This is a genomic window from Rhodococcus sp. P-2, from assembly GCF_016598535.1.
Taxonomy (GTDB): domain Bacteria; phylum Actinomycetota; class Actinomycetes; order Mycobacteriales; family Mycobacteriaceae; genus Rhodococcus_F; species Rhodococcus_F baikonurensis.
This window is the reverse complement of record NZ_CP066779.1, coordinates 2,702,584-2,727,467: the sequence shown is the minus strand read 5'-3', so window position 1 is coordinate 2,727,467 and position 24,884 is coordinate 2,702,584. Positions and strand designations below refer to the sequence as shown.

The window sequence follows — 24,884 nt, the reverse complement described above, 5'->3', positions numbered from 1 at the left end:
CCGACTAGAAGCGGCCAATGACACCCCTGGCTGCGCCGCAGACGAATTTTTACGATCCCCTGAAGGTGAAACGCTAGGAACTTTGCTTCTCCGAGCGACGCTCTCTCAGGCTCGCGATAAATGCCCGCGCATGTTCGGCAACCTCGCCCGGATGTGAAAACGGCGACCAGTGTCCCGCGGCAATTTCACGTCGCTGCAGGTCGGAGACCCATTTTTCGGTGTCTTCGTATCCCACCGGACGAACGGCTTTGTCGTACTTGTTCAAAATGAGCTGAACAGGCACGTCCGTGTACCGATCCCGCGGCTTGCCGAGAGACGGCCGGATATTCGCGCGATAGAGCTTGAGTCCGTTCACCATGTCGTCCGCGATGGTGGGCGCGGTGTTGACCACACGGGGGTCCAGACCGTCGAAGAAGCCCAGAAATGCCGGCCAGTGCTTGGAGAACCACAGACGCAACGGAAGCGTGCAGAGGCCCGGAATCTGGAACAGAACGGTGTAGGCCGACGCGATTCCCTGCGCCGCCGGACCGAGGAAACGACGCTTGGACGCGCTCGCCCGGATCCACTTGCCGAGATGATCGAGATTCGGGCCCGAGATGGACGAGAACGACGCGATCTTCTCCTCGGCACCCGGCTCGCAGACCGCTTCCCAGGTTTCGACTGACCCCCAGTCATGCGCCAGGACGTGCACCGGCTTGCCGGGGCTGACCGCGTCGATGACGGCAAACAGATCGCCGGCCAGTGCGCTCAGTTGGTAGTCCTGCACCCTCGAGGGGATCGTGCTCTCGCCGGCCCCGCGGCTGTCGTAGCTGACGACGCGGAAATCGTCCGCCAGCAACGGCACGATGCGGTTCCACAATTCATGGGTGTCGGGCCAACCATGCACCAGGACGATGGTCTCGCCGTCCGCTTTGCCCTGCTCGAACACAGCCAGGCTGACGGAACCGTTGGTCACACGACGCGCGGTCACGGCATGGACAGGAGAGTGCTTCGACATTGTCGAACCCTTCGGAGTCGGGAATATCTAGAGATCGAGAACGAGACGTCCACCGTCGGAACGGGATACGCAGATGAGCATTTCCGTTTCCTGTTCGGTGTCGGTCAGACGCCTTTCGCGGTGATCGGGTTTACCCGCGAGCACCTTCACGCGACAGGTTCCGCAGAAACCCTGCTGACACGAGTACCCGACACCGGGCAACGTCTTCTTGATGACGTCGAGCGCGGACTCGTCGGCGGGCACGGTGAGCACCTGTCCCGAATTGACCAGCTGCACTTCGAATTCTTTGCCGTCGATCACCGGCGGAGCCCCGAACCGCTCGAAATGCAAAGCAGTGGATGGTGTATCGCGGAAACCCCGGCGGACGGCGTCGAGCATGGGCGTCGGGCCACAGCAGTACACGGCACCGCCGACCGGTGCTCGCCCGAGAAGGTCTGCGGTGGTGGGCAATCCGAACTCGTCGTCCGGACGCACGAAGACACGCTCGGGATCCCAGGTTGCGATCTCGTCGAGGAACGGCATGGATTCACGGGAGCGGCCCGAGTACACGAAGTACCAGTCCATTCCCAATTCTCTTGCTGCACGGACCATTGCGATGATCGGCGTGATGCCGATGCCACCGGCAACGAACAGAGCGCTACCTTCTCCGACGAACGGGAATCCGTTACGAGGGCCGCGAACAGTGACGTGCTCGCCGGGCTGCAGGGCGTGCATCTCGATGGAACCGCCACCGCCGTCGGGGATTCGGCGCACCGCGACGCTGTATCCCGTGCGATCGGCAGGGTCGCCGCACAGCGAGTACTGCCGCCGCAGACCCGAAGGTAGATGGAAGTCCAAGTGCGAACCCGGATGCCACTGCGGGATCGCTGAACCGTCGGCAGATTCGAAACGGAGGCGAACGACGTTCTCGTCGGTGGCCACCACCTCACGCGTGGTGACCACCATGGTCATGGCCGTGTCGGGGTTGTGGCCCGCGATCTCGGGGTTGTAGTCGTAGGCCGTCAACACCCGAAGGTACTTGTCCGCCAACAATTCCGTGATGCGCATGGCGCGGTCGGGACGGCTCTTGCCGGACAGATCGGGTGGCGCCGGAAAACGCGGCAACCCGTCGTGACCGGAGATGACGTCCTTGACCCTCGAGAGTGAAATCACCGTGCGGCCGCCTGCGCTGCGGGTGACGACGCCAGGTATTGCACCGCCTGGGCGGTCGAGCCCTCTTTGCTGGGGTGGTACGACTTGCTGAAGTACGTCGACATCCGTTTGGCCAGCTCGAACGACGTGGGAACCGTGCCTCGTTTACCCGCCGCGATGAAATCGGACAGGTGAGGGCGTCGACGGCTGGGAGCCTGAGCGGCCAGTTCGGGATCGTTGCGCATGAGGAACCTGGTGCCACGAATCCACAGCCACACCAGTACCGGCGTGACGACGATCTGCGTTCGGATGCGGCGTGTCTCGCGCTTGTCGAAGTAGCGCATCACGTCGTACGCGACGGAGCGGTGTTCGACCTCTTCGGCGCCGTGCCAGCGGAGCAGATCGAGCATGGTCGGGTGCATACCGGCTTTGTCGAGCCCCTTGGCGTTGAGCACCCAGTCACCGAGGAAAGCCGTGATGTGTTCGATGGCCGCGATGATCGCCAAGCGCTCCACCAGGTGATTCTCGGCACGCAGTCCTGTCATCGGACGCGGTCCGAGCAGTTTCGAGAAGGTCCACTCCATCTGCTGCGTGTACGGCGTCGGATCGAGCCCGTTTTCCTTGAGATGGACCAGGACGCCCGAGTGCGCGTTGGAGTGCATCGCCTCTTGACCGATGAATCCGACGACGTCTTCACGGAGTTTCTCGTCCTCGATGAGAGGAAGAGCTTCCTTGAAGGTCTCGACAAACCATTCCTCACCGGCAGGGAGAAGAAGATGGAGCACGTTGAGAACGTGTGTGCTGAACGGATCGCCCGGAATCCAGTGCATGGGTAGATCGGACCAGTCGAACTCGACATTGCGAGCCTGCAACAGGATGTGATCCGGCTCGGCGAACGACGAAGCGGGTGTCGATATCTTCTGCGACATCTAGCTACTCCTTCATGCCTGCCGATCGGTAGGGAACGACAGCCTTGTGACACAGTTCACTCACTAGCGAGTTTTAACTGTAACACGAAGTAATAGGTAGAACCAGGGCCTGGTTGAGTTTTCCTCAGCCGTACGTATCGCGAGGTCCGCGGCCTTTCACATGCCTTTCACCCTTGCGCCAGCTAGGCGCGCTCGGACCGGTGATGCGCAGCGTCTTCACGACACCGTCACCGACGGCAGCAGCGATCTTGGCCAGGATCTGGGACTGCATCATGCGCAACTGAGTAGCCCATGCCGTCGACTCGGCGGAGATACTGAGAACACCTTCTTTCAGAGAAATCGGCTCGGCGTGCGCGGAGATGTCTTCACCGACGACCTGCGGCCACCGACCGAGGACCGTGCCCTCGGACACCTTGGGGGACCACCCACGCGACTTGGAGATAGCGCTGGTGAGAGCACCGAACGGCTGAGGGTCCCGCGCATCCGGGCCGGGGCCGGACCAACCGCTGCGCCGACGCGGGCGGCCGCTTCCGTATTTGGGCGAAGAACGCCCCTGCCCGACGGCCTTGCCGTTGGCCTTGGCTGTCGCGCGCGCCTCCTCGAGGGCACGGCGCGCCAGATCGATCCCCTTGAGCTCGGGCTCCGGAGCCGCGCTGCTGTCTTCAGTCATCGATCTCGACCTCCTGATCCGTCGAGCCTACGGGCACTATCCGGGATATCCGACCGTCTCCGGTATCGGAAGCTTCGACGCCGAACTTGGTCGCCTCGAGTTCGTCCGGCACGTCCTCGGGAACAGCGGCCGTGATCAGCACCTGTTCTGCGGTGGCGGCAACGGTGGCGAGCGCACGACGCCGACGACGGTCCAATTCCGCGAACACGTCGTCGAGCATCAATACCGGGTCGCTGCCGTCGGCGCGTAGCAGGGCGAAACCTGCCAGTCTCAGCGAAAGCGCGAAAGACCACGATTCACCATGACTGGCAAAGCCTTTCGCCGGACTGTCGCCGAGAATCAGCTCCAGGTCGTCCCGATGCGGACCGACCAGACACACTCCGCGATCGATTTCCTTCGAACGCATCTGCGCCAACTCGAGATGGAATCGCTCCTCGAGGTACGCAACGTCGTCGATACCGGAAATCCTTGCAGGGTCGGTGAATTCGGGATCCAACGACGCACCCAGGCTGCTCTTGTATCGGATCGAGGCCGGCCGGGATTCGGGCGCGATGGAACGATACGACTCCGCCAGGTGCGGCGCCAGATCGTGGACCAACTCGAGGCGCCCAGCCAACAATTGTGCGCCGTGAGCGGCCAGATGCCCGTCCCACACCTCGAGGGTGGAGAGGACGTTGTCCGACTCACCACCACGAGAACCGCGGCGCAAAGCCGCACCGGCAGTTTTGAGCAGCGCCGAACGCTGGCGTAAAACTTTGTCGTAATCCGCACGGACAGCAGCCATTCGGGGAATCCGCGACGTCAACAACTCGTCGAGATAGCGTCGACGATCACCAGGATCACCACGTACCAACGACAGATCTTCCGGCGCGAACATCACCGACTGCAAAATCCCCAGCACTTCGCGTGGGCGACGCGTCGGAGACTGATTTATCCTGGCGCGGTTGGACTTTCCCTCGATCAGTTCGACATCGATGGTCAGTTCGCGCCCGTTGTTGACCACCGTTGCACCGGCAAAAGCACTCGCGGAACCGCTGCGGATCATCGGTGCGTCCGTGGACACTCGATGAGACGACAGTGTCGACAGATACCCGAGTGACTCGAGGACGTTGGTTTTACCGTGCCCGTTCGAACCGAGGAAGACAGTTGTTCCCGGTGTGAGGTCGAGCGTCAGCGAATCCCAGGATCGGAAGTCCCGCAGCGAAAATCTACGAACGAACACTTAGCTTCCAGAAGCCGAATTCTTGGGCGAAGCGCTCTTGACCGCGTGACCGCCGAACTGATTGCGCAAGGCGGACACAGCCTTCATGGCCGGTGAATCATCCTGTCGTGAAGCAAATCTCGCGAACAGAGCAGCGGAGATGACGGGAGCGGGGACAGCGTGCTTGATGGCTTCCTCGACGGTCCAGCGGCCCTCGCCGGAATCCTCGGTATAGCCCGTGATCTGCGCAAGCTCCGGATCCTCCTCGAGGGCGTCGACAAGCAGATCGAGCAACCACGAACGTACGACGGTTCCCTTCGACCAGGCTCGGAGCACACCGGGAACGTCCGCGATCAGGCTTTCCGCCTCGAGGAGCTCGTACCCTTCGGCATACGCCTGCATCAGGCCGTATTCGATGCCGTTGTGCACCATCTTTGCGTAATGACCAGCACCGACCGGGCCGGCATGGACAAAACCGTCGGCCGCGTCGCCGTCGGGGCGAAGGGCGTCGAAGATCGGCATTGCCTTCGCCACGTCGGGTTCGGATCCGCCCACCATCAGTCCGTAGCCGTTCTCACGGCCCCAGATGCCACCGGAGACACCGCAGTCGAGGAAACCGATCTCACGGGCGCCCAACAGCTCGGCATGAACGGCGTCGTCGGTGAAGCGAGAGTTTCCACCGTCGATGACCAGATCGCCGCCCTCGAGGGCATCCGCCAGTTCGGCAATGGTGCTCTGAGTGATTTCGCCGGCAGGAACCATCACCCACACGACTCGAGGTCCCTCGAGGGAAGCAGCGAGTTCGGCAAGAGACCCGACGTCGGTGACTTCAGGTCGAGGGTCGTATCCGATCACCTCGAGGCCATGCGCGCGCAAGCGCTCACGCATGTTGAAGCCCATCTTGCCGAGACCTACGAGTCCGATCTTCATACTGTTCTCCCTGGTCAGGCGCGAACTGAAGTGCGGGGTACCACTCAGCCCGGAAGTCGAACCGGCATCAGCAGGTACGTGTACTCGCTCGAGGGCGCAGCGAAGTTACCGGACTCGTCTGCCGTGGGCTCTTCCTCGGCCGCGGGGCGAAGAACAGCCGGGCGGCTGGGAGTGGTGAAGCCGAACAGAACGTTTTCGCTGTGAAGCGAGTTCAACCCGTCGATCAGGTAACCGGGGTTGAACGCAATGGTGAGTGCTTCGCCCTGGAACGAGGCGTTGAGCGTCTCTTCCGCGCGGCCGGCGTCGTCGCCACCAGCGGAGAGGAGCAGGCCGTCAGCGGAGAACTGCATGCGAACCTGTGCGCCACGCTCGGCGACGAGTGCCACACGCTTGATGGCCTCGATGAGAGGCGTGACCTCGACCGTTGCCATCGCGGTGTGCTGAGCGGGCAGCAGCTGACGGAACTTCGGGAACTCGGCGTCGAGGAGACGCGTCGTGGTGCGGCGTCCGTCGTTGACGATGCCGAGAAGTCCGTCGTTTCCGATGGTCGTGCCGGAACCGAGAGCCAACTCGACCGGCGAATTTGCATTGCCGGCAAGCGTTTTCGCGGACTCCGACAGAGTCTTGGCCGGGATGAGAACAGCAGCTTGGACGTCGGGATTTGCCGGAGTCCACTCGAGTTCACGCACGGCGAGACGGAAACGGTCGGTAGCGGCGAGGACGATCGAATTCTGTTCGATCTCGACACGGATACCCGTGAGCATCGGAAGGGTGTCGTCCTTGCCGGCTGCAACGGCTACCTGGCTGATGGCTTCGGAGAACAGGTCGACGGGAATGGACCCGGACTGCTGCGGAAGCGTCGGAAGCTGGGGGTAGTCCTCGACCGGCATCGTGGGCAGGGAGAACTTGGCGCTTCCGCACGAGATGAGCACGCGAGTGCCCTCGAGGGTCACATCGACCGGCTTGTTGGGAAGCGACTTGGTGATATCGGCAAGGAGGCGACCCGAGACGAGTGCCTGACCTGCAGTTGTGACATCTGCCGAGACGCGGACCTGCGCAGATACCTCGTAGTCGAACCCGGAAACGGTGAGGCCGGCTTCGGTTGCGTCGAGAAGAACTCCGCCGAGAACCGGCACAGGCGGCCTCGAGGGCAGGCTACGAGCAACCCACGCTACTGAATCAGCGAACTCTTCCCGGGAAACGCGAAACTTCAGGCTTCCAAGCTCCATCGCCGGGTTATTCCTCTCGGTAGGCATGTTCGTCTGCTGCGGATCTGCATCAGCTCACTTGAAGTCTGACACAGACCAAGCGATGCCCACCGTATGCCCTCGAGGGCGCAAGTGGAAAGCCGAAGCCGGGACGAGCGCAGTCTGAGGCGAGGTTCTCAACAGGAGTTGTCCCCAGAACTATTTTCAAAGAGCTTTTCCTAGGAAATTCTCAGTAGTAGTAATAAGTCCTGTGCAATCTGTGGAGCAACGGTTGTCGACGCTGGTAGGTCCCCTCGAGGGCCTGTGCACTTCTCGAGGACAGACTCGAGGACCAATCGGCCCCCTCTGTGCACTCTCTGAAAGTTTTTGGATTCCTCCTCGAGAACTCCACAGACTTTGAGAGTTATCAACACAGTTATCCACAGATGTGAATACTTTTCACAAGAAACGAAGAGTTTGTTCTCATCGGCGTGTCCGACTCCGGCGTGTCGTCCCTCGAGGTGGACAACCGCCCTCGAGGGGACCGCACGTGGAACCCTTCGAATACACCGATGCCGCTCGAGGGAACCTCTGCCTCGAGCGGCATCGATCGAAATAAGTGCAGGTCAGCGCTTGGAGCGCTGCTTGATCCTTGCGGTCAACTCCTGAACCTGGTCGTACACCTTGCGGCGTTCCGTCATTTCCTTACGGATCTTCTTGTCTGCGTACATGACCGTCGTGTGGTCACGGCCGAACGTCTGACCGATCTTCGGCAATGACAAATCGGTGAGCTCACGGCACAAATACATCGAGATCTGGCGGGCCTGAGCGAGTGGCCGGGCCTTACCCGGCCCACACAGGTCGTCGATCGACATGTTGAAGTATTCGGCCGTCACCGCCATGATCGTCGCCGCGTTGATCTCGAGGCTCGACGAATCGGGCATCAGATCGCGCAGGACCACCTCGGCCAACGTCAGATCCAACGGCTGGCGGTTGAGCGAGGCAAAAGCGGTGACGCGGATCAACGCGCCCTCGAGTTCACGAATGTTGCGCTCGATACGGCTGGCGATCAACTCGAGGACGTCGTGCGGGACCTCGAGGCGATCCATCCTCGCCTTCTTGCTCAGAATCGCGATACGCGTCTCGAGCTCAGGCGGCTGAACGTCGGTGATCAGGCCCCATTCGAAGCGCGTCCGCAGACGCTCCTCGAGGGTTGCCAACTGCTTGGGCGGACGGTCCGAGGAGACGACGATCTGCTTGTTCGCGTTGTGCAAGGTGTTGAAGGTATGGAAGAACTCCTCCTGGATACCTTCCTTGCCCTCGATGAACTGGATGTCGTCGACCAGCAGGACGTCCGTTTCCCGGTATCGACGCTTGAACGCGACCTTGCGGTCGTCACGAAGACTGTTGATGAAGTCGTTGGTGAATTCTTCGGTCGAGACGTACTTGACCCGCATGCCGGGGAACAGTCGCTGCGCGTAGTGGCCGGCGGCGTGAAGAAGGTGGGTCTTGCCCAGTCCTGAAGCTCCCCAGATGAACAACGGGTTGTACGCACGCGCCGGCGCCTCCGCGATCGCGACCGCAGCGGCATGCGCGAATCGGTTGGACGATCCGATCACGAAAGTGTCGAAGGTGTACTTCGCGTTGAGACTGTTCGCGCCGGACCCCGAAGCAGAAGGAGTAGCAGGCGGCTTCGTGAAGTACGACGGCCACGATTCGTGAACGCTTGCCAGTGCTTCGCGGTCGTCGTCGACTTCTTCGGACTCGGCAGTCTCGGAGTCCGACGGTTCGCCGTCGCCTTCGGTGAACCGTCGACGACGGTATGCGCCGGAGGAGTTGACCGACTCGAACTGACGGCTGCCCGTGCGCTCCTCGACCGGTTCGGCGGGTGCGTCGGCATCGTCTTCGAGTGCGATGCGGACACCGAGTCCCTCGACCTGGCCGCCGAGGTGGCGGCCGAGTGCCTGCAGGATCGGCTCGCGGAGATCGCGCTCGATCGTTTCTTGAGCAAATGGCGATGGAACCGAGAGGAGTGCAAAACCCTGAGCAAGTGTGAGAGGCCTCACCAGACGGACGAATGCCTTCTGCTTGCTGCTCAAAGCCGGAAGATTACTTCCGGGGTCATCACTCGTGAGTTCTGCAACCACGTCGACCCAGACCCGTGCGAGCGCGTTGGGATCGTCGTTCACGTGGTTCCTTCCCGTGTTTCGCCGACAGTGGGTGTGCTGCAGCTGCCGAGCGTATGGCTGCGGCGTCGAATGATTCGGTGGATTACCACCCGGGGTGAGAACCCCGTAACAGGCTACGAATATGCCACCTGGGCTGTGTTTCCACACAATTATCCACAGATGTGGACAAACCTGCACTGAGTCGGTTTTTTCGTCAACCAAATTCGTCAAAGTGATCGAGAAATTGATCTACCTGCAACTTTGCTGGAACTCGAGGCGTTCGCCACTTGGTGTCGGGGATGCGTCAACACTCACAGCCCTGTGGATGAATGTGGAAACTCGGGATTCGGGGTCGCGTCCGGCGCTCATCCCCGTATGTGCTGATGAGGCCTTGTCGAGAGCACGCGCAGGTGGAACTGTCAGGGTTGCCTGCAGGCCACCTGTGGTCCGTAGCGGAACTGTTGCCAAGGTCACACTTGCTGCCTCGCTCGAGGTCACGGCCGTATGCACACCGAGAATGGAATCTGCGGAATAATGGAAGTGTCGGCGTGTCGCCGCAGTTGCCGCGGAAGGGCTCCGAATCGGGCTGGTTTGACCTTGGCAACGGTGGTAAGTAACCTCGAACGGTCACCCGCTGGTGGTGATCGCTTCGTGCTGGCTACATATGTCAGGTCGGATCGGTCTTCCAAGCCGCAACGAGTGAAGTTGATTGTTCTGTACCTGTTGGATCCAAAGACGCCGTAAGGCGTCGATCACTGAATGACGCCGGGAGGCGTCAATGAACTTCGAGGAGTGTTGACCGTGGCCAAGGGCAAGCGGACGTTCCAGCCGAATAATCGCCGCCGCGCGCGTGTTCACGGCTTCCGTCTTCGTATGCGTACCCGTGCGGGTCGTGCAATCGTTTCGGCGCGTCGCCGTAAGGGCCGCGATTCCCTCACCGCCTGATCTGATTTCGAGTTCAGGAGCTCGGGGTGTTGCCTGAGCCGTTCCGGTTGCGTCGCCACGCGGATTTCTCCGTGGCGGTGCGACGTGGACGTCGTATGGGAAGACGCGACCTTGTCGTGCACGCGTTCGATCGCGAGCAAGTAGAGGCGCTGGTAGTAACAAATCACGGTCCCCGTTTCGGGCTGATCGTGAGCAAGGCTGTCGGGCCGGCGGTGATTCGACATCGAGTCGCACGCCGGCTTCGTCATATCTGTGCAGATTTCGTCGGACAGGTTTCACCGGAGACGGACGTGGTAATCCGCGCACTTCCGGGCGCAGCTACCGCCAGTTCAGCTGAACTGGCCAAGCAGTTGCGTGGGGGCCTGACCAAAATGAACCTATTGGTGTCGGTAAGTGAAGAGCCATGAGTACTCCGCTCTCTGAGCAGATCGAGACTCCCAGAGCCTCCCGTGTCATCACGGTGTTGAAGGCTGTGCGTCGCGCTCCCGCCACTGTTCTCATCTTCTGTATCGAGTTGTACCGGACGTATGTGTCGCCCTTGAGGATGCCGACCTGCCGGTTCACCCCCACCTGCAGTGAATACGCAGTCGAAGCGCTGCGCACTCACGGGGCGATCAAAGGCCTTTTCTTGACTGTGGTGCGGTTGGCGAAGTGTGCCCCCTGGCATTCTGGAGGGTGGGACCCTGTCCCTGCCCGTCGTGACCGTGATGCGGGTAGCCGCCATAGCTGTCCGGAAGCACGCGCAGCGTGTCACAGTCCGACGGACGAACAGAGGAGTACTTAGAGCCGTGCTCAATTTCATCTACTATCCGGTATCCGCGATTCTGTGGGTCTGGCACAAGGTCTTCGGGTTCATTCTCGGCCCGGACAACGGAATAGCCTGGGCGCTTTCCGTGGTGTTCCTGGTGTTCACCTTGCGTGCGGTTCTGTACAAGCCGTTCGTGAAGCAGGTCCGCACGACCCGACAGATGCAGGAACTGCAGCCACAGATCAAGGCATTGCAGAAGAAGTATTCGGGCGACCGTCAGCGCCAGGCCGTCGAGATGCAGAAGCTCCAGAAGGAGCACGGATTCAACCCGATCATGGGCTGTCTGCCGGTCCTGGCTCAGGCACCGGTTTTCATCGGTCTGTTCCACGTCCTGCGCTCGTTCAACCGCACCGGCACCGGCATGGGCCAGCTGGGCATGAGCGCCGAGGACAACCTCAACACCCCGAACTACGTCTTCTCGGCCACCGACGTCCAGTCGTTCCTGGATGCTCGTCTGTTCGGCGCACCCATCTCGGCGGCAATCACGACGCCGGTTGCTCAGCTCCAGGCTTACGTCACCGAGAACGTTCCCGAGCTTCCGTCACGCCTGAACATCATTCTCGTGGCAGCTCCGCTGATGATCATCGCCAGCATCGCGACGCACTTCAACTCCCGCGCTTCGGTTGCACGTCAGAGCGAAGCAGCTGCCGCGAACCCGCAGTCCGCGATCATGAACAAGCTCGCGCTGTACGTCTTCCCGCTCGGCGTTCTGGTCGGTGGACCGTTCCTTCCGATCGCGATCCTCCTGTACTGGGTGTCGAACAACATCTGGACCTACGGTCAGCAGCACCTCGTCTTCCGCAAGATCGACGCCGAAGAAGAAGCCAAGAAGCAGGAAGCGATCACCCGCCGCAATGACAATGCGCCCAAGCCCGGTGCCCGTCCCGATCCCAGTAAGAAGAAGGGATCCCCGGCTGCGCTGAAGACCGCGGATTCAGCCGACGACGACGGCGATGCCCCGGAAGTTTCGCTCAAGAAGCCACAGCCGAAGCCCTCGGGTTCCAGTGGTGGTTCCACGTCGAAACCGAAACAGAACCGGCCACAGAGCAACCGCGGCAACTCCCCCAAGCGCAATAAACGGCGCTGATCCAGGAAAGAGAACGACCAATGTCCAGTGAAGCTGACATCGTTGTGGATGGAGAGAACGCAGACGTGAGCACCGAGACCACTGCGCCGGTTACCGATGTGGATGTAGACATCGACGATTCCGATGACGATTTGATCGAAGAGGGCGAGATCGCCGGCGACTACCTCGAGCAGTTGCTCGACGTTCTCGATTTCGACGGAGACATCGACCTTGACGTCGAGGGCGATCGGGCGATCGTCAGCATCGACGGCGGCGACGACCTGACCAAGCTCGTGGGACGCAAAGGTGAGGTTCTGGATGCTCTCCAGGAGCTGACTCGTCTGGCTGTTCAGCAGTCGACCGGAGAGCGCAGCCGCTTGATGCTCGACATCGCCGGGTGGCGTGCGGGCCGGCGCGAGGCACTCAGTGCTCTCGGTGCGGAAGCTGCACAGCGTGTTCTCGAGACCGGCGAACGCGAAGAGCTTGCTCCGATGACGCCGTTCGAACGCAAGATCGTGCACGACGCCGTCGCCAAGGTCGCCGGTGTTTCCAGCGAGAGCGAAGGCGCTGAGCCGTCTCGCCGAGTGGTTGTCCTCAAGGACTGACACTCCCCTTGATCGAATGCGGGCCCCGGATTTTCCGGGGCCCGCTTTTGTGTCCGAGAGGTGTTTCACGTGAAACCGAATCTCTCGGCACGGTGAAGGTTGGGTGCCTATCGTTGTCGACATGTCCTACGAGCGCTCCGGATTCCCTCTCGGATTGATGACCCTTGGGGCCTTGATAGGGATTCTCGTGTGTGGCCTGAGTTATTGGCCCGTGGTCTTCGAACTGCAGCAGAAAATGGAAGTCCAGTCTTTCCCGCCGGGCGGTCTGAAGTATTGGCTCTGTTGGTTGTTGCCGCTGGGAGTAGTCGCCGTCGTATTCATTCCACTTGCACTGGCATGGCGATCCGGGAGATCGGTCATGCTCAGCTTCGCGATTGCCTTCTTGTTTGTCGGGGGTGCACTGTGCATGTTCGGATATTCGATCGACAACATGCCGTACTACATGTGAGCCCCTCCCCTCCCCCAGACCGAATAGCCGGCCTTCGTTTCACGTGAAACCAGATCGATGGTTGTTGCCCCACGCCCTCGATCTCCGCCCCAGATTGCCGCCACAATGGATCACCGACGTGACGTCGTCAGGCCTGCTGGCAAGGTCGTCACCTTCGGCGCTGGCATCCGATGACCGACAACCCGCCAGCCTTCACCTCCTCCGCCTCCCGATCGGGCCGTCGTCAACAACGATCAAGAAGTAAGTAGCATCCACACATGCACGTCGACATCGAAGGCGCCACCCGTATCGCCCGCCTCGCCGCAGAATTCGACTGGACCTGGGCCGTCGACGACCTGGAACCCTTCTGCGCACGAGCTGGATGGGAGGTCGTTGAATTGGATCAAACCGGCGCCTCAATTCGGACCGGACTCCGTGTCGGTCGGCCCGAATCGATAATGTTCGGGCGGCAACACAGAATGAATTGGATCTCGATCTTCGTCACGGACGTGGCAGATGACGCTACGCCCATGACAGTGGTGCGCCCGCTGCTGGACGAAGGGTTCACGAACCTCGATGTGGCATTTACCGCACTCCTGGGGACAGCCACGAGCGCCGAACTCGAACCAAAGGCAGCTCTCCGGTGGGACCTGCCGAAAGCGGTCATTTCACTGCACCTGGGTGTCAATGCGATCGACTTGCGTCTGACGAGTCCGGGATATCAGGCATGGGTGGATGTGCCCGAACCGGAGTACGAGAACGAGGACTAGCGATCGAGGTCGGCGAGATCGCATCCGGTGCGGGAACAGGTTTGCGCGCTCCTCACACGAATCGGACCACTCACATCGAATGGGCTTCGTCGCCACGCAAAGTCGATGATGCTGTTGTGTGCTTCGGGGGTGAGATCGGCGGCGACTACTTTGCCGAGCAAGCAGGAATCGACCTCATTTAAAAAGGGCTCCGGTCAATACACTGCGGACCGGGTCGGGGTAATCACGGGACCGCCCTGAGCTCGGTTGACTCGCGGGGTGTGCGCGATCGGCGTCGCGCCCACACCCACTGCTGGTGTCGGCACGAGAGCGGGTCCGGGCTGTTCGAGGTGGAATGACTTGGCGGTGCCCGGATCGAACTAGTAAGCGGTGATCTTGTTGGTTCCGGGTTCGGTATGCACCAACAGATGGTCGTAGTCCTTGCCGTCCAACAACTCCTGCTCCAAGCGCGGATCGTAATCGCGCAGAGCCTGCAGCGCTTTCGAATCCAGGCGCAGGAATTCATCCTGCGCATAGGGCAGGGGCACCTGCTCGACTTTGATCTTCCCGCCGACACCGGTCTCCACATCGAGGGCGAACTCTCCGATGCGCAATATGTGTTGCGGAGCTCTGTGGATTGATTCGCGGTTTGTGATGCCAAGTCTCCGGTCCCCCGCAGCGGGCGAGTCAAGCCGACGGATGAATGGCTCGCTGCAACCGGCGATGAGATATCGGAACTGTCCGAGACTTGGTACCGAAGAACATCCGCGTCAAAAGATGGACTGCGTCAGACTGACCGAGTCGGCTCGGCAGCCCGACGCCCGCGATTTTCTGCAACCACTTTTTCGTTGAAAATTGCCCATTTTGGGTCAGAATTCCATCCATGTAACTACCGATGGGAGTTTCGTCACTGTGATGATACTAAGAATCGCGCTGCTATCCGCATTCGATCGCCCGGGTATGTTTCACGTGAAACTCGTCAGATTGCAAGATTTCTCAGCGCGATGTTTCACGTGGAACGTGAACCCCTCCCCTCCCCCGCTTGAATTTTGGTCTGAATACTTCCCAAAGAATGAACGAGTCGGCAGACTCACAGCGAGTCGGTGTGCAGAAGCGAACACATGTCGGCTTCAGAGCGGATAATGATTTCGGTCTTGATTGTTGATTTCGCGGTTTACGCGGGAGGATGTTTCACGTGGAACAGAATGGTGCGGCGTCGGTTGACTGGGACGAACAAGAGACTGCGCGCGCAGTGTTCGGTGACAGATACGAGATCGCGGAACGGTACTACCAATCCCTTGCGACGGATGGTGTCGAGCGCGGGCTCATTGGTCCCCGTGAGGTTCCTCGGCTGTGGGAGCGCCACCTTCTCAATTGCGCAGTGATCGGTGAACTGATCGCCGAAGGTGAGTCGGTTGTGGACGTAGGAAGCGGCGCCGGCCTACCCGGAATCCCTCTCGCGATCGCCCGCCCGGACCTTAAGGTGACTCTCGTCGAACCGTTGCTTCGACGCTCGGTGTACCTCGCGGAGTTCATCGAGTCCAACGGATTGGACGTATTGGTTGTCCGAGGGCGAGCCGAGGAATCGGGTGTCGTGAAGGAAGCAGGCGGTGCGGACGTAGTCACCTCGCGGGCCGTGGCGCCTCTGGAGAAGCTCGCACGTTGGTCCCTTCCGCTCATCCACGAGCACGGTCGGATGCTGGCACTCAAGGGCTCGAGCGCCGCCGAGGAGATCGAGCGGGACCGAACGGCGCTCACCAAATTGGGCGCAGGTAAGTTGGAAATACTCGAATGTGGAGCCAAGATTCTCCGCACCCCCACCGTGGTGGTGAAGGCCGAACGTCTCCCGAAGCGTCGCCAGCGTTGATGATTTACACGCATGCAATCGAGAGCAATGTACAGATGATGAGAGCACCTAGTGATCGATTCCCAATCGAAGGAGCAGTCAATGTCGGGTCGATCTGAATCCGCCGTTTCACGTGAAACACCGAAGCAGCACACCAGCGCGGGTGCGGATCAGATTGTCAACGACGACGACAATTTCACCGCCCCCTACGCGGCGATCTCTTCGGAGGAGACTCCCATCGGGGCGGCCGCGCATCGAGCGAGCCAGGTGCTTCATCCACATTCGGTGACACTGCCGAAACCGGCGTTCCGTCGCGTAATCACCATCGCGAACCAGAAGGGTGGCGTCGGTAAGACGACGACCACAGTGAACCTTGCGTCGGCGCTCGCTCTTCAAGGACTCACGGTCCTGGTAGTCGATTTGGACCCTCAGGGCAACGCCAGCACGGCGCTGGGCGTCGTCCATACCTCGGGCACCCCGTCGAGCTACGAGTTGCTCATAGGCGAAGTGAAGGCCCCGGAGGCGATCCAGACCAGCCCGCACAGTGAGCGGCTTCTCTGCATTCCCGCGACGATCGATCTGGCAGGCGCCGAGATCGAATTGGTCTCCATGGTTGCCCGCGAGAATCGACTCAAAGGGGCGCTCAACGACAAGGTGCTCGCAGAGCTCGACGTCGACTTCGTCCTCATCGACTGCCCACCCTCGCTGGGACTGCTGACCGTCAACGCGATGGTCGCTGCCAAGGAAGTTCTGATCCCGATCCAGTGCGAGTACTACGCCCTCGAGGGGGTCGGTCAGCTGCTCCGCAACATCGAACTCGTCCAGGCTCATCTGAACCCGGATCTGCATGTCTCCACCGTCCTTCTGACGATGTACGACGGGCGTACCAAGCTGGCCGATCAGGTCGCCGAAGAAGTACGCAAACACTTCGGTGAGGCCGTCCTGCGCGCAGTGATTCCGCGCAGCGTGAAGGTTTCCGAGGCTCCCGGATACGGAATGACAGTTCTCGATTACGACCCAGGTTCACGTGGCGCCATGAGTTACCTCGACGCCGGACGCGAACTTGCCGCCCGCTCTGCCACCACGACGACCCAGGAGCAGTGAGATGAGTCAAGCACGCAAAGGTGGATTGGGCCGCGGCTTGGCTGCTCTCATTCCCACTGGGCCGGCGACGGCGCCGGGTCTGGGATCGGCTGCAGCGGACGTCGTAATCGGCGTCGACAAGCGCAACCCCTCCCCTCCCCCACCGACGAAGGCCGCCCCGAAAACGCTGAAAGCTACCAAGGCGCCGGCTGCCAAGGCCGCCGTCGAAGCGGCGCCGGAGACAGAACTCGAGCCGACCGGCGCGGTCTATCTCGAGATCGAACCGAGCCTGATCGAGACGAACCCGAAGCAGCCTCGCAGCGTTTTCGACGAGGAAGCACTCGCGGAGTTGGTTCACTCGATCCGCGAGTTCGGCTTGATGCAGCCGATCGTGGTCCGTCGTCACGGTGACAAGTACCAACTTGTCATGGGTGAGCGTCGCTGGCGTGCGAGCCAGGAAGCCGGACTGGAGAAGATTCCGGCGATCATTCGCGAAACTGATGACGACTCGATGTTGCGCGACGCGCTCCTCGAGAACATCCATCGAGTGCAGTTGAATCCCCTCGAGGAGGCAGCGGCGTATCAGCAGTTGCTCGAGGAGTTCGAAGTAACGCACGAAGAATTGGCCAATCGGATCGGACGTTCGCGTCCCGTCGTGACCAACATGATTCGTCTGCTGAAGCTGCCGGTGGCGGTTCAGCGCCGTGTGGCGGCCGGCGTACTTTCGGCCGGCCATGCTCGCGCACTACTGTCCCTCGAGGCGGGTGCCGACGCGCAGGAAGTCATGGCGGCGCGCATCGTCGCGGAAGGAATGTCGGTTCGGGCGACGGAGGAAGCCGTCACTCTTGCCAACCGGGCGGACAATGAGATCGCTCCCCCGCAGAAGCGCAAGCCCATCGTGATGCCGGGTCTGCAGGATGTGGCCGAGCGTCTGTCGGACTCGTTCGACACCCGGGTGACTGTCAGTCTGGGCAAGCGGAAGGGAAAGATTGTGGTCGAATTCGGCTCGGTCGACGACCTGCAACGCATCGTCGGAATGATGGAAGCGCAGAAATCGACGTAGTGAACTCGGACGCCCGTTTGGTGACGTAATGACGATGACCGGGCACACCACCTATTTTCGTCACTGTGACGAAAATAGGTGATCCGAGCTTCTCGAAATCTTGAACCGGGACGAAAGATGTTGAACAGCAATACATTAGAGCGATCAACTCTCGCGCCACTGCCGACTCGGTACAGCTGGCCTATCCTGGAGAAGAAAAAAGCGGCGGGCGAGCATCGAAACCGCTTCGGGGACCTACGGAGAGTGAGTTAGTCAGTGTCGACTCACGTCATCACCTCTCTCACGCTCGACAGCCTCGATCAGCTTTCCGCCCATGCGCGTCGATGCGTGTTCTGGGAGATGGACCCGGGCGCGCTTCACGACGCCCGAGGATTCTGCGATCAGGAATTCGAGAAGGAAGCCTGGCTGTCGATGGTCATGCTCGAGTGGGGTTCGTGCGGCCAGGTGGCCGTCCGCGACGGAAAGCCGCTCGGCAGCGCGCTGTACGCCCCTCCCCGCATGATCCCACGCGCGCAACTGTTTCCCACCAGTCCGGTCAGTTCGGACGCAGTGCTTCTCACAAGCCTTCGCCTCGAGCCCTCGGGCATAGAGGAAGAGCTAGGGCCAAGCCTGCTGGCCGCTGTCGTGACAGATCTGGTTCGACGCGGAGTTCGTGCGCTCGAAGCATTCGGTATCCGTAGCGACGACCTGGGACCTGCTTCCGACGTGGCCAGTGCAACGGCAGCTCTGGAATGTTCACCCGCAGAATGCATGATCAGTGCCGAGTTCCTCGAGGATTACGGTTTCGAGGTTGTGGCACCGCACCATCGTTACCCGCGCCTTCGCCTCGAGCTCAATCGAGACCACGAATGGAAAGTCGACGTCGAAGAAGCCCTCGACCGTCTACTGAAGGCCGCAGCTCTCGAGATGGTGGAGATCAGCGAACTCGCCAGAGTGTGAACAGGTGCCGACCGCAGGACCTACGAAATGCGGTCGGCTACCGAAAGTTCTTCTGCGAGAAGCTCGGCGAAGGTGAAGGTGCCGGTCGGCTGATCGTCTTGACCCAGCAGATACAGCCGCTTGACCGAGATCAAGATGGCTTCGGCGATGGTGTCACGCATCCGCGGATTCGTCAGTACCGCAACGTCGGACGCGTTTGACAGGTAGCCGAGATCGATCTGCACCGTCGGCATGTTGGTGAGGCGCAACAACTCCCACGTCCGACCGTGAGTTCTGCAGTCCCGCAACGGGGTTCGCGCAACGATCTCGCGCTGAACGAAACCGGTCAACACCTGCCCGATCATCGAGACCGAACCGTGCGAATTGCCGAAGTGGAAGCTCGCGACGCCGTTCGCCGATGGGCTCGAGTTGCTGTCGCAGCGCAGCGAGATCATCAGATCGGCGTCGAATGCGTTGGACGTCAGTGCGCGCTCGGCCTCGGTCGGATCGGCGTTGTGCGGTCGGGAGAGGAAGGTTTCCATCCCGGTTGCAGCCATCCGCCCCTCGAGGCGCATGGCCAGATCCCAGAGGATGTCGGCTTCGGAGATGCCGTTGACGATGGTGCCGGTGGACGGCCCACCGAGGCCGGGATCGATGACGATGCGCTTTCCACCCAGCTGCGGGCCCTTGCGCCTGACCAATTCCTCTTCGCTGATCGCATGTGGCGATCCGCCGGTGACGCGAGTTCCCAGCAGTTCCAGTGAGCGCAGTGTCTGCGGTCCGCAGATACCGTCGGCCGCAATCCCGATTTCCCGCTGGAAAGACGAGAGAGATTCGTGGGTCTGCGGGCCGAAGAAACCGTCGACCCGGCCTGCGTAGAAGCCGAGGTCCTGCAGTTTGGCCTGCAGAGCTGCGACGTCGTCGCCGTAGAGCGGCGCTGACAACTGGTAAATCAACGTACGGGCACCCAAGCGGTACGAGGCCTCACGAAGTGACCGATAGGTTGCCGGACCCACAATGCCGTCGACAAGGAGCCCACGCTGCTGTTGGAAGGCACGAACGGCGCTGTCGAGTTGATGATCGAAGATGGCGTCGGGTGCAACCCAGTGGGCACCGTCGGCGCTTTCACGTCGAATGCCGGAAGTTCCGTGATGGAGGTATCCCAGCTTCGTCAATGTGCCCCGAATCTCGGCGACGGCCGGGCCGTGATCGCCGTGTCGGAGTCTGTGCATGCGTGAAAGCCTCTCGGATCGGTTAACGAATTCGATCGATGTGCCTGGTCGTAGACCCGATCAGGCACATCGATCGATTATCTCAGAAATTCTGTGGATTGCGAGAATCCACGATGCTCACTCGCCCGTCAGAGAACGTCTGCGAGGTCCTTGAGCAGCGCGGCCTTGCCCTTGGCGCCGACGATCGTCTTGATCGGCTTGCCGTCCTTGAACAGGATCATCGTCGGGATCGACATGACCTGGAAATCGCGCGCGGCTGCCGGGTTGGCATCGATGTCGAGCTTCGCGACGGTCAGCTTCTCGCTGTTCTCGCCGGCGATCTCCTCGAGGACCGGGGCGACCATCTTGCACGGGCCGCACCAGGTTGCCCAGAAATCGACCAGAACGGGCTTGTCGCTGCCCAGGACGTCCTGCTTGAAGGAATCGTCGGTGATGGTGACGGTATTCGACACTGTTACTCCTCGAGGGTTGGGTACGACAGCTTTGTGAATCAGGGAGCGCCGACGACGTCGACGGTGTGGCCGGCTGCGTCGAGCGTGTTGGCGGTGATGTCGCCGCGGTCGGCCAGCCAGCGTTCGGCGTCGATAGCTGCGGAGCATCCGGTGCCGGCAGCGGTGATCGCCTGACGGTACGTGTGATCGACCAGGTCACCGGCAGCGAAGACGCCGTCGACGGAGGTCGCGGTGGAACCGGGGGCGACGCGGACGTATCCGGCGTCGTCGAGGTCTACCTGGCCCTTGACGAGCTCACTGCGCGGGTCGTGGCCGATGGCGACGAACATGCCGGTGATCTCGAGTGTGGAGGTCTCGCCGGTGACAGTGTCGCGCACGACGAGGCCGGTGACGCTGTTCTCGCCGAGCACCTCGACGGGCTCTGCATTGGTCAGGAAGCGGATCTTCTCGTTGGCCTTGGCGCGCTCGAGCATGATCCGTGAGGCGCGGAACTCCTCGCGGCGGTGCACCAGGGTGACCGAGCGAGCGAAGCGGGTGAGGAAGGTTGCTTCTTCCATCGCGGAGTCGCCGCCGCCGACCACGACGATGTCCTGGTCACGGAAGAAGAAGCCGTCGCAGGTGGCGCAGGCGCTGACGCCGCGGCCGAGGAGGCGTTCTTCACCGGGAATGCCGAGGTAACGGGCAGCCGCACCCATGGCGAGGATGATCGCGTGCGCGGCGTATGTTTCGCCGTTCGCGACAACCGTCTTGATCGGGCCGCTGAGATCGATCTCCTCGACGTCCTCGGTGCGGATGTCGGTGTCGAAGCGAAGTGCCTGCTCACGCATCTGTTCCATCAGGTCGGGGCCCATGATTCCTTCGCGGAATCCGGGGAAGTTCTCGACCTCGGTGGTGGTCATGAGGGCGCCACCGAACTGGGTTCCCTCGAAGAGCAGGGGCTGGAGCTCAGCGCGCGCGGTGTAGACACCAGCGGTGTAGCCGGCCGGTCCGGAACCGACAATGATGACGTCATGGACCGCGGGCGTGTTTTCCAGCTGGGTGGTCATGCGAGCCTTCCAATAGTGAGTGCAGACCCTCCGCTTCTTGGAGAGCCGTACCGATCAACACCAGGATAAGGGGTGTTGTTCCCGCACTCGGCTGGAAAGTGGCTCACAGTCCGCAGCTCACAGCGCGGGGCTCACTGGGCGGGGCGCAGTGCCTCCCGAACCACCAGCGCGTCCCGAACCACACAGCGCGTGCCGGTGTAGATGGTGGGCATGCACTTGTTGCAGTGGATGCACAGTCCCTCGTCGGCGCTCTCGGCCTGGAATTTGTTGACCAGTTGCGGGTCCCTGAGGAGCGCACGCGCCATGGCGACGAATTCGAATCCTTCATCCAGTGCGTGGTTGACGGTGTCGACGCGGTTGATGCCGCCGAGCAGGATCAGCGGCATCCTCAGTGCCTGCCGGAACTGACGGGCGAAGGGCAGGAAGAAGCCCTCCTCGAACGGGTACGTCGGAAAGAGTTTGGGACCGTAGAACTTCAACCCGTACCCGACGAGTTTCGGTTGGGAGGCGACGAATTCAGCCAGTGGTACCTCGCCACGGAAGAAGTACATTCCGTTGAGAAGTGAACTGCCACCGGTCAATTGCATCGCGTCCAGGTGGCCGTCGCCTTCGAGGATCTGTGCGATCGGCAGACTCTGGTCGAGCCACAGACCTTTCGGCACCCCGTCGGACATGTTGAATTTCGCGGTGACCGCCACGCTGGATCCAGCGGCCCTTCGCACCGCTTCGATGACTCGACGCGGATACTCGGCGCGCCTGGCGACGCTGCCACCGTATCGATCGTGGCGCTTGTTCAGATTGGGGCTCATGAAAGAACTGAGTAGATAGTTGTGACCGAGATGGACCTCGATGGCGTCGAATCCTGCGTCCACTGCGACGCGAGCGGTCCGTTCGAAGTCGGAGACGACACCGTCGAGTTCGGCAAGTGTCGCGCCTTTGACGAGGCCCATCGCGGGCGGACTCAGCCGGGTCGACGGCGCCAGAGTCTTCGTCTTGTTGGAAAGAGTGTTGGCGACCAGTCCCGCGTGGCCGATCTGCGCCGCGGCAAGTGCGCCTTCGGCGTGGACGGCGTCGGTCAGCCTGCGCAGTCCCGGCAGCGCGCGCTCGTCCATGACAAGGGTGTCGCGGTGGACGCGTCCACCTGGTGAGACGGCGCAGTAGGCGACAGTGGTCATCGCGGCCCCGCCCCGAGCCACTTCGGCGTGGAAGTTGATCAGATCGTCCGAGACCGCTCCCCTGGGCATGACGCCCTCGAACGTCGCAGCCTTGACGATGCGGTTGCGCAAGGTCAGGGGGCCGAGACGTGCGGGTTCGAATATCGACGGTGTGGGCGCTGTGGTCATTTTCAACTTTCCTGCGGCGGCCTGATCTTTACGATGCCAGTGGACTCGTAACTACGACGATATAGCGCCTACTCCCAATCTGTCCGACAATTCGACACGATGAACGCCACAGGATCAGGTCGCCCACGAGACCCACGCATCGACGACACAGTCCTCGAGGTCACCCGAGCGATGCTCCTCGAGGTCGGATGGGAGCAACTCAGTCTCCGGGCGATCGCGGCACGGGCAGGGGTCAGCCGAGCTTCGATGTCACGGCGATGGCCGTCGAAGGCGCATCTTGTTCTCGGGTCCATTCTGGGCGCGACACCAGACCTGACACCGTTCGAGGGCACCGACCGTGACGGTTGGATCCGTTGGGTGGTGGAGGGAAGTGCTCAGCTGTTCTCGCGGCCCGAGGTTCGCGCCGCGTCGCCGGGACTGCTGGCTGCGCTGCGCGACCATGACGACTTACGCAACGAATTGTGGCGCGGTTTCAGTGGGCCGAGCACGCAACTGTTCCGTCAGAATGCCGAAGATCCCGAATCTGCACTGCTCGATGCCAAGGCTGTGCTGGTGTTGGCGGCCGGAGCAGCGATGTTTTCGAGTCTGATAGCGGTCGAGGACGATACGGATGCATTGCGCGGGAGAATCCTCGAGCTCCTGCTTCCCGCGGCAACGCCGCGCTGACACCGTCAACCGATGTTCTTGATTGACAACGTATTCGGATTCTCGTCGCTGCAGTTGATGCCAACAGTCAGTGCGGTGATCTGACGCGGCTGCGACCCCGCGAAGAGGAGGACTATCGCAGGTGCACCGTCGATGCGAACCTCACCGGAGCCGAGGACAGGCCTGCCCTCGTCGATGCCATTGGCACTGAGGCAGCCGGCAAGCTTGGGCGGATCTTCCAGTGGTCCAAGGTTTTCGGAGCCGATGAGTGAGAGAAGGGACGCCGAATCCGGATCGTCGACAGCAGACGTCGCCGGTGTGCTTGGTTGAGCGACAACGCTTTCGGCAGGCTCGGAATCTCGGGTTCCGACCACAACGATCACGAAGGCCACCAACACGGCTGCTGCGGCACCGAGCACCCACGCTTGTGGGCGTCGCCGGAACGGCACGACGGTTGTCTCTGCTGGCGGCTCGACCTGGCTGGACTGTTTATCCAGTGCCGAATTGATTCGCTCGGCAAGCGAATTCGGAATCCGTTCGTGAGTGGCCTCGCGCGAGTTCAGTGTCGCGAGTGATGCCGTGACGCTGTCGAGAGTAGTGACAAATGCATGGGCGTCGGGGTCTGCGTGCACCCGCGGCCACAGGGCTGCACTGGTTTCGGGATCGAGAACCCCGGCGTGAAGATCCGCTAGTAGGTCTTCCGAATACGGAGGCGACGGAACACGAACAGACGGATCTGTCATGAACCCTCCCTCGGCAGTCGGTGTGGACGCTTACAAGATAGGACGCGTCCGGTTCACGAATGGTTCCCGCCTTCGCGAAAGTCTTCCAACTGGGTGGCGAGGCGCTTACGCGCGCGGGCGCAGCGACTCTTCACGGTCCCTACGGGCACTCCCAACCTCTCGGCGGCCTCGGCCACCGGATACCCCTCGACATCGACGGCGACGACGGCAGCACGCTGCTCAGGGGGCAGCGATGCCAGTGCCTGTTCGACGGTCAGGCTCATGTCCACTCCTGCCGCGTAATCGCGGTGATCACGGGGTTCTTCCGCATTCTCGGAAGACAGAGAGAATGCGGCCCGCGATTTGTTGCGTCGGATCCGGTCGAGGCAGGCATTGACCACGATGGTGTGGAGCCAGCTACGCACCGCCGCGTCACCGCGAAACTTCGCCGCCTTGCGGTGCGCGGACAGCAGACCCTCCTGGAGAGCGTCTGCCGCGTCCTCGTCCGAGTAGCTCGTTCGCCGGGCAACGTGCCACAGATGATCCTGATGCCGGAGCAGTAGTTCACGGAACGCGTGTCGATCGCCCGCGACATGAGCGGTCAACAATTCGAAATCCGTCGCCTCGAGATTTTTGTTCTCGAGACTTCTGGATTCGAAATTTCCGGCTCCGCCCCCGGTGCCCCCCCGATAACTGTGCACGGGCGGATATTAGCCCAGTC

Annotated in this window: 27 protein-coding genes; 12 read left to right on the top strand and 15 right to left on the bottom strand. The window is 61.4% G+C overall.

What is annotated here, in order from left to right; translation table 11 throughout:
- Nucleotides 1-73: 73 nt before the first annotated feature.
- The 8 genes from I7X09_RS13075 to dnaA form a co-directional block, all read right to left on the bottom strand.
- Complete coding sequence (locus I7X09_RS13075; protein ID WP_007729179.1) at nucleotides 74-997, bottom strand: alpha/beta fold hydrolase; 924 nt, start codon at nucleotides 995-997, stop codon at nucleotides 74-76.
- 27 nt (nucleotides 998-1,024) lie between these two features.
- Complete coding sequence (locus I7X09_RS13070) at nucleotides 1,025-2,146, bottom strand: PDR/VanB family oxidoreductase (protein ID WP_095969667.1); 1,122 nt, start codon at nucleotides 2,144-2,146, stop codon at nucleotides 1,025-1,027.
- Nucleotides 2,146-3,057, bottom strand: coding sequence for a metal-dependent hydrolase (locus I7X09_RS13065; protein ID WP_003942578.1), 912 nt, complete (start codon nucleotides 3,055-3,057; stop codon nucleotides 2,146-2,148). The genes I7X09_RS13070 and I7X09_RS13065 overlap by 1 nt, the downstream gene beginning before the upstream one ends.
- 124 nt (nucleotides 3,058-3,181) lie before the next feature.
- Complete coding sequence (locus I7X09_RS13060; RefSeq protein ID WP_003942471.1) at nucleotides 3,182-3,727, bottom strand: DUF721 family protein; 546 nt, start codon at nucleotides 3,725-3,727, stop codon at nucleotides 3,182-3,184.
- Nucleotides 3,720-4,949 carry a DNA replication/repair protein RecF gene (gene recF / locus I7X09_RS13055; RefSeq protein WP_124566983.1) on the bottom strand — a complete coding sequence of 410 codons (1,230 nt, stop codon included), beginning with the start codon at nucleotides 4,947-4,949 and terminating at the stop codon, nucleotides 3,720-3,722. Before recF ends, I7X09_RS13060 begins: the two co-directional genes overlap by 8 nt.
- Nucleotides 4,950-5,858 (bottom strand): phosphogluconate dehydrogenase (NAD(+)-dependent, decarboxylating), encoded by a 909-nt coding sequence (gene gnd / locus I7X09_RS13050; RefSeq protein WP_124566984.1) that lies wholly within the window; start codon nucleotides 5,856-5,858, stop codon nucleotides 4,950-4,952.
- A gap of 44 nt (nucleotides 5,859-5,902) precedes the next feature.
- The gene (dnaN, locus tag I7X09_RS13045) at nucleotides 5,903-7,087 is read right to left on the bottom strand and encodes a DNA polymerase III subunit beta (RefSeq protein WP_007729165.1); all 1,185 of its coding nucleotides are present in this window, start codon (nucleotides 7,085-7,087) and stop codon (nucleotides 5,903-5,905) included.
- A gap of 584 nt (nucleotides 7,088-7,671) precedes the next feature.
- A complete protein-coding gene (gene dnaA / locus I7X09_RS13040; RefSeq protein ID WP_095969313.1) occupies nucleotides 7,672-9,234 on the bottom strand; it encodes a chromosomal replication initiator protein DnaA in 1,563 nt (520 codons plus the stop codon).
- 780 nt (nucleotides 9,235-10,014) lie between these two features.
- On the opposite strand from dnaA, the gene rpmH reads away from it, so the two are divergent.
- From rpmH to I7X09_RS13005, 7 genes are all read left to right on the top strand, one after another.
- Entirely contained in the window at nucleotides 10,015-10,158 is a 144-nt protein-coding gene (gene rpmH / locus I7X09_RS13035; protein ID WP_003942540.1) for a 50S ribosomal protein L34, read from the top strand.
- Between the two features lie 26 nt (nucleotides 10,159-10,184).
- Nucleotides 10,185-10,565, top strand: a complete 381-nt coding sequence (gene rnpA, locus I7X09_RS13030) for a ribonuclease P protein component (protein WP_003942450.1) — start codon at nucleotides 10,185-10,187, stop codon at nucleotides 10,563-10,565.
- On the top strand, nucleotides 10,562-10,942 hold the full coding sequence (gene yidD / locus I7X09_RS13025; protein WP_007729147.1) for a membrane protein insertion efficiency factor YidD: 381 nt from the start codon (nucleotides 10,562-10,564) through the stop codon (nucleotides 10,940-10,942). The genes rnpA and yidD overlap by 4 nt, the downstream gene beginning before the upstream one ends.
- A 4-nt stretch (nucleotides 10,943-10,946) precedes the next feature.
- Complete coding sequence (yidC, locus tag I7X09_RS13020; RefSeq protein WP_003942570.1) at nucleotides 10,947-12,053, top strand: membrane protein insertase YidC; 1,107 nt, start codon at nucleotides 10,947-10,949, stop codon at nucleotides 12,051-12,053.
- A 20-nt stretch (nucleotides 12,054-12,073) separates the two neighbouring features.
- Nucleotides 12,074-12,637 (top strand): Jag family protein, encoded by a 564-nt coding sequence (locus tag I7X09_RS13015; protein WP_003942504.1) that lies wholly within the window; start codon nucleotides 12,074-12,076, stop codon nucleotides 12,635-12,637.
- Nucleotides 12,638-12,758: 121 nt separating this feature from the next.
- The gene (locus tag I7X09_RS13010; RefSeq protein WP_200317183.1) at nucleotides 12,759-13,085 is read left to right on the top strand and encodes a hypothetical protein; all 327 of its coding nucleotides are present in this window, start codon (nucleotides 12,759-12,761) and stop codon (nucleotides 13,083-13,085) included.
- 257 nt (nucleotides 13,086-13,342) lie between these two features.
- On the top strand, nucleotides 13,343-13,834 hold the full coding sequence (locus I7X09_RS13005) for a DUF6301 family protein (protein WP_200317181.1): 492 nt from the start codon (nucleotides 13,343-13,345) through the stop codon (nucleotides 13,832-13,834).
- 359 nt (nucleotides 13,835-14,193) lie between these two features.
- Here I7X09_RS13005 and I7X09_RS13000 read toward each other — a convergent pair whose 3' ends face one another.
- Nucleotides 14,194-14,427, bottom strand: a complete 234-nt coding sequence (locus tag I7X09_RS13000) for a hypothetical protein (protein ID WP_200317179.1) — start codon at nucleotides 14,425-14,427, stop codon at nucleotides 14,194-14,196.
- Between the two features lie 572 nt (nucleotides 14,428-14,999).
- On the opposite strand from I7X09_RS13000, the gene rsmG reads away from it, so the two are divergent.
- The 4 genes from rsmG to I7X09_RS12980 all read left to right on the top strand — a co-directional run bounded on the left by rsmG (nucleotide 15,000) and on the right by I7X09_RS12980 (nucleotide 18,744).
- On the top strand, nucleotides 15,000-15,680 hold the full coding sequence (rsmG, locus tag I7X09_RS12995; RefSeq protein ID WP_019746204.1) for a 16S rRNA (guanine(527)-N(7))-methyltransferase RsmG: 681 nt from the start codon (nucleotides 15,000-15,002) through the stop codon (nucleotides 15,678-15,680).
- 81 nt (nucleotides 15,681-15,761) lie between these two features.
- Nucleotides 15,762-16,763: a ParA family protein gene (locus tag I7X09_RS12990; RefSeq protein ID WP_003942510.1), complete on the top strand. Its 1,002-nt coding sequence runs from the start codon at nucleotides 15,762-15,764 to the stop codon at nucleotides 16,761-16,763.
- 1 nt (nucleotide 16,764) lies between these two features.
- Nucleotides 16,765-17,805 (top strand): ParB/RepB/Spo0J family partition protein, encoded by a 1,041-nt coding sequence (locus tag I7X09_RS12985; protein ID WP_200317177.1) that lies wholly within the window; start codon nucleotides 16,765-16,767, stop codon nucleotides 17,803-17,805.
- Between the two features lie 255 nt (nucleotides 17,806-18,060).
- On the top strand, nucleotides 18,061-18,744 hold the full coding sequence (locus I7X09_RS12980; RefSeq protein WP_007729135.1) for a hypothetical protein: 684 nt from the start codon (nucleotides 18,061-18,063) through the stop codon (nucleotides 18,742-18,744).
- A gap of 20 nt (nucleotides 18,745-18,764) precedes the next feature.
- Here the strand turns inward: I7X09_RS12980 and I7X09_RS12975 are convergent, their stop codons facing one another.
- From I7X09_RS12975 to nox, 4 genes are all read right to left on the bottom strand, one after another.
- Nucleotides 18,765-19,955, bottom strand: coding sequence for an N-acetylmuramoyl-L-alanine amidase (locus tag I7X09_RS12975; protein WP_124566988.1), 1,191 nt, complete (start codon nucleotides 19,953-19,955; stop codon nucleotides 18,765-18,767).
- 128 nt (nucleotides 19,956-20,083) lie between these two features.
- Complete coding sequence (gene trxA, locus I7X09_RS12970) at nucleotides 20,084-20,407, bottom strand: thioredoxin (RefSeq protein ID WP_003942530.1); 324 nt, start codon at nucleotides 20,405-20,407, stop codon at nucleotides 20,084-20,086.
- Nucleotides 20,408-20,445: 38 nt separating this feature from the next.
- Nucleotides 20,446-21,453, bottom strand: a complete 1,008-nt coding sequence (gene trxB, locus I7X09_RS12965) for a thioredoxin-disulfide reductase (protein ID WP_003942521.1) — start codon at nucleotides 21,451-21,453, stop codon at nucleotides 20,446-20,448.
- A 131-nt stretch (nucleotides 21,454-21,584) separates the two neighbouring features.
- Complete coding sequence (nox, locus tag I7X09_RS12960; protein ID WP_200317175.1) at nucleotides 21,585-22,796, bottom strand: 4,4'-dithiodibutanoate disulfide reductase; 1,212 nt, start codon at nucleotides 22,794-22,796, stop codon at nucleotides 21,585-21,587.
- Nucleotides 22,797-22,895: 99 nt separating this feature from the next.
- On the opposite strand from nox, the gene I7X09_RS12955 reads away from it, so the two are divergent.
- On the top strand, nucleotides 22,896-23,462 hold the full coding sequence (locus I7X09_RS12955) for a helix-turn-helix domain-containing protein (protein WP_200317165.1): 567 nt from the start codon (nucleotides 22,896-22,898) through the stop codon (nucleotides 23,460-23,462).
- Nucleotides 23,463-23,467: 5 nt separating this feature from the next.
- On the opposite strand, the gene I7X09_RS12950 is transcribed toward I7X09_RS12955, so the two are convergent.
- On the bottom strand, nucleotides 23,468-24,184 hold the full coding sequence (locus I7X09_RS12950) for a hypothetical protein (protein ID WP_200317163.1): 717 nt from the start codon (nucleotides 24,182-24,184) through the stop codon (nucleotides 23,468-23,470).
- Nucleotides 24,185-24,237: 53 nt separating this feature from the next.
- Entirely contained in the window at nucleotides 24,238-24,864 is a 627-nt protein-coding gene (gene sigM / locus I7X09_RS12945; RefSeq protein WP_166810403.1) for an RNA polymerase sigma factor SigM, read from the bottom strand.
- Nucleotides 24,865-24,884: the final 20 nt, after the last annotated feature.

Excerpts from the sequence above, each read along its gene's own strand:
- I7X09_RS13075 (WP_007729179.1), bottom strand. The coding sequence starts at position 997 with ATGTCGAAGCACTCTCCTGTCCATGCCGTGACCGCGCGTCGTGTGACC.
- I7X09_RS13065 (WP_003942578.1), bottom strand. The coding sequence starts at position 3,057 with ATGTCGCAGAAGATATCGACACCCGCTTCGTCGTTCGCCGAGCCGGAT.
- I7X09_RS13060 (WP_003942471.1), bottom strand. The coding sequence starts at position 3,727 with ATGACTGAAGACAGCAGCGCGGCTCCGGAGCCCGAGCTCAAGGGGATC.
- gnd (WP_124566984.1), bottom strand. The coding sequence starts at position 5,858 with ATGAAGATCGGACTCGTAGGTCTCGGCAAGATGGGCTTCAACATGCGT.
- dnaN (WP_007729165.1), bottom strand. The coding sequence starts at position 7,087 with ATGGAGCTTGGAAGCCTGAAGTTTCGCGTTTCCCGGGAAGAGTTCGCT.
- yidD (WP_007729147.1), top strand. The coding sequence starts at position 10,562 with ATGAGTACTCCGCTCTCTGAGCAGATCGAGACTCCCAGAGCCTCCCGT.
- I7X09_RS13015 (WP_003942504.1), top strand. The coding sequence starts at position 12,074 with ATGTCCAGTGAAGCTGACATCGTTGTGGATGGAGAGAACGCAGACGTG.
- I7X09_RS13010 (WP_200317183.1), top strand. The coding sequence starts at position 12,759 with ATGTCCTACGAGCGCTCCGGATTCCCTCTCGGATTGATGACCCTTGGG.
- I7X09_RS13005 (WP_200317181.1), top strand. The coding sequence starts at position 13,343 with ATGCACGTCGACATCGAAGGCGCCACCCGTATCGCCCGCCTCGCCGCA.
- rsmG (WP_019746204.1), top strand. The coding sequence starts at position 15,000 with ATGTTTCACGTGGAACAGAATGGTGCGGCGTCGGTTGACTGGGACGAA.
- I7X09_RS12990 (WP_003942510.1), top strand. The coding sequence starts at position 15,762 with ATGTCGGGTCGATCTGAATCCGCCGTTTCACGTGAAACACCGAAGCAG.
- I7X09_RS12985 (WP_200317177.1), top strand. The coding sequence starts at position 16,765 with ATGAGTCAAGCACGCAAAGGTGGATTGGGCCGCGGCTTGGCTGCTCTC.
- I7X09_RS12975 (WP_124566988.1), bottom strand. The coding sequence starts at position 19,955 with ATGCACAGACTCCGACACGGCGATCACGGCCCGGCCGTCGCCGAGATT.
- trxB (WP_003942521.1), bottom strand. The coding sequence starts at position 21,453 with ATGACCACCCAGCTGGAAAACACGCCCGCGGTCCATGACGTCATCATT.
- nox (WP_200317175.1), bottom strand. The coding sequence starts at position 22,796 with ATGACCACAGCGCCCACACCGTCGATATTCGAACCCGCACGTCTCGGC.
- I7X09_RS12955 (WP_200317165.1), top strand. The coding sequence starts at position 22,896 with ATGAACGCCACAGGATCAGGTCGCCCACGAGACCCACGCATCGACGAC.
- I7X09_RS12950 (WP_200317163.1), bottom strand. The coding sequence starts at position 24,184 with ATGACAGATCCGTCTGTTCGTGTTCCGTCGCCTCCGTATTCGGAAGAC.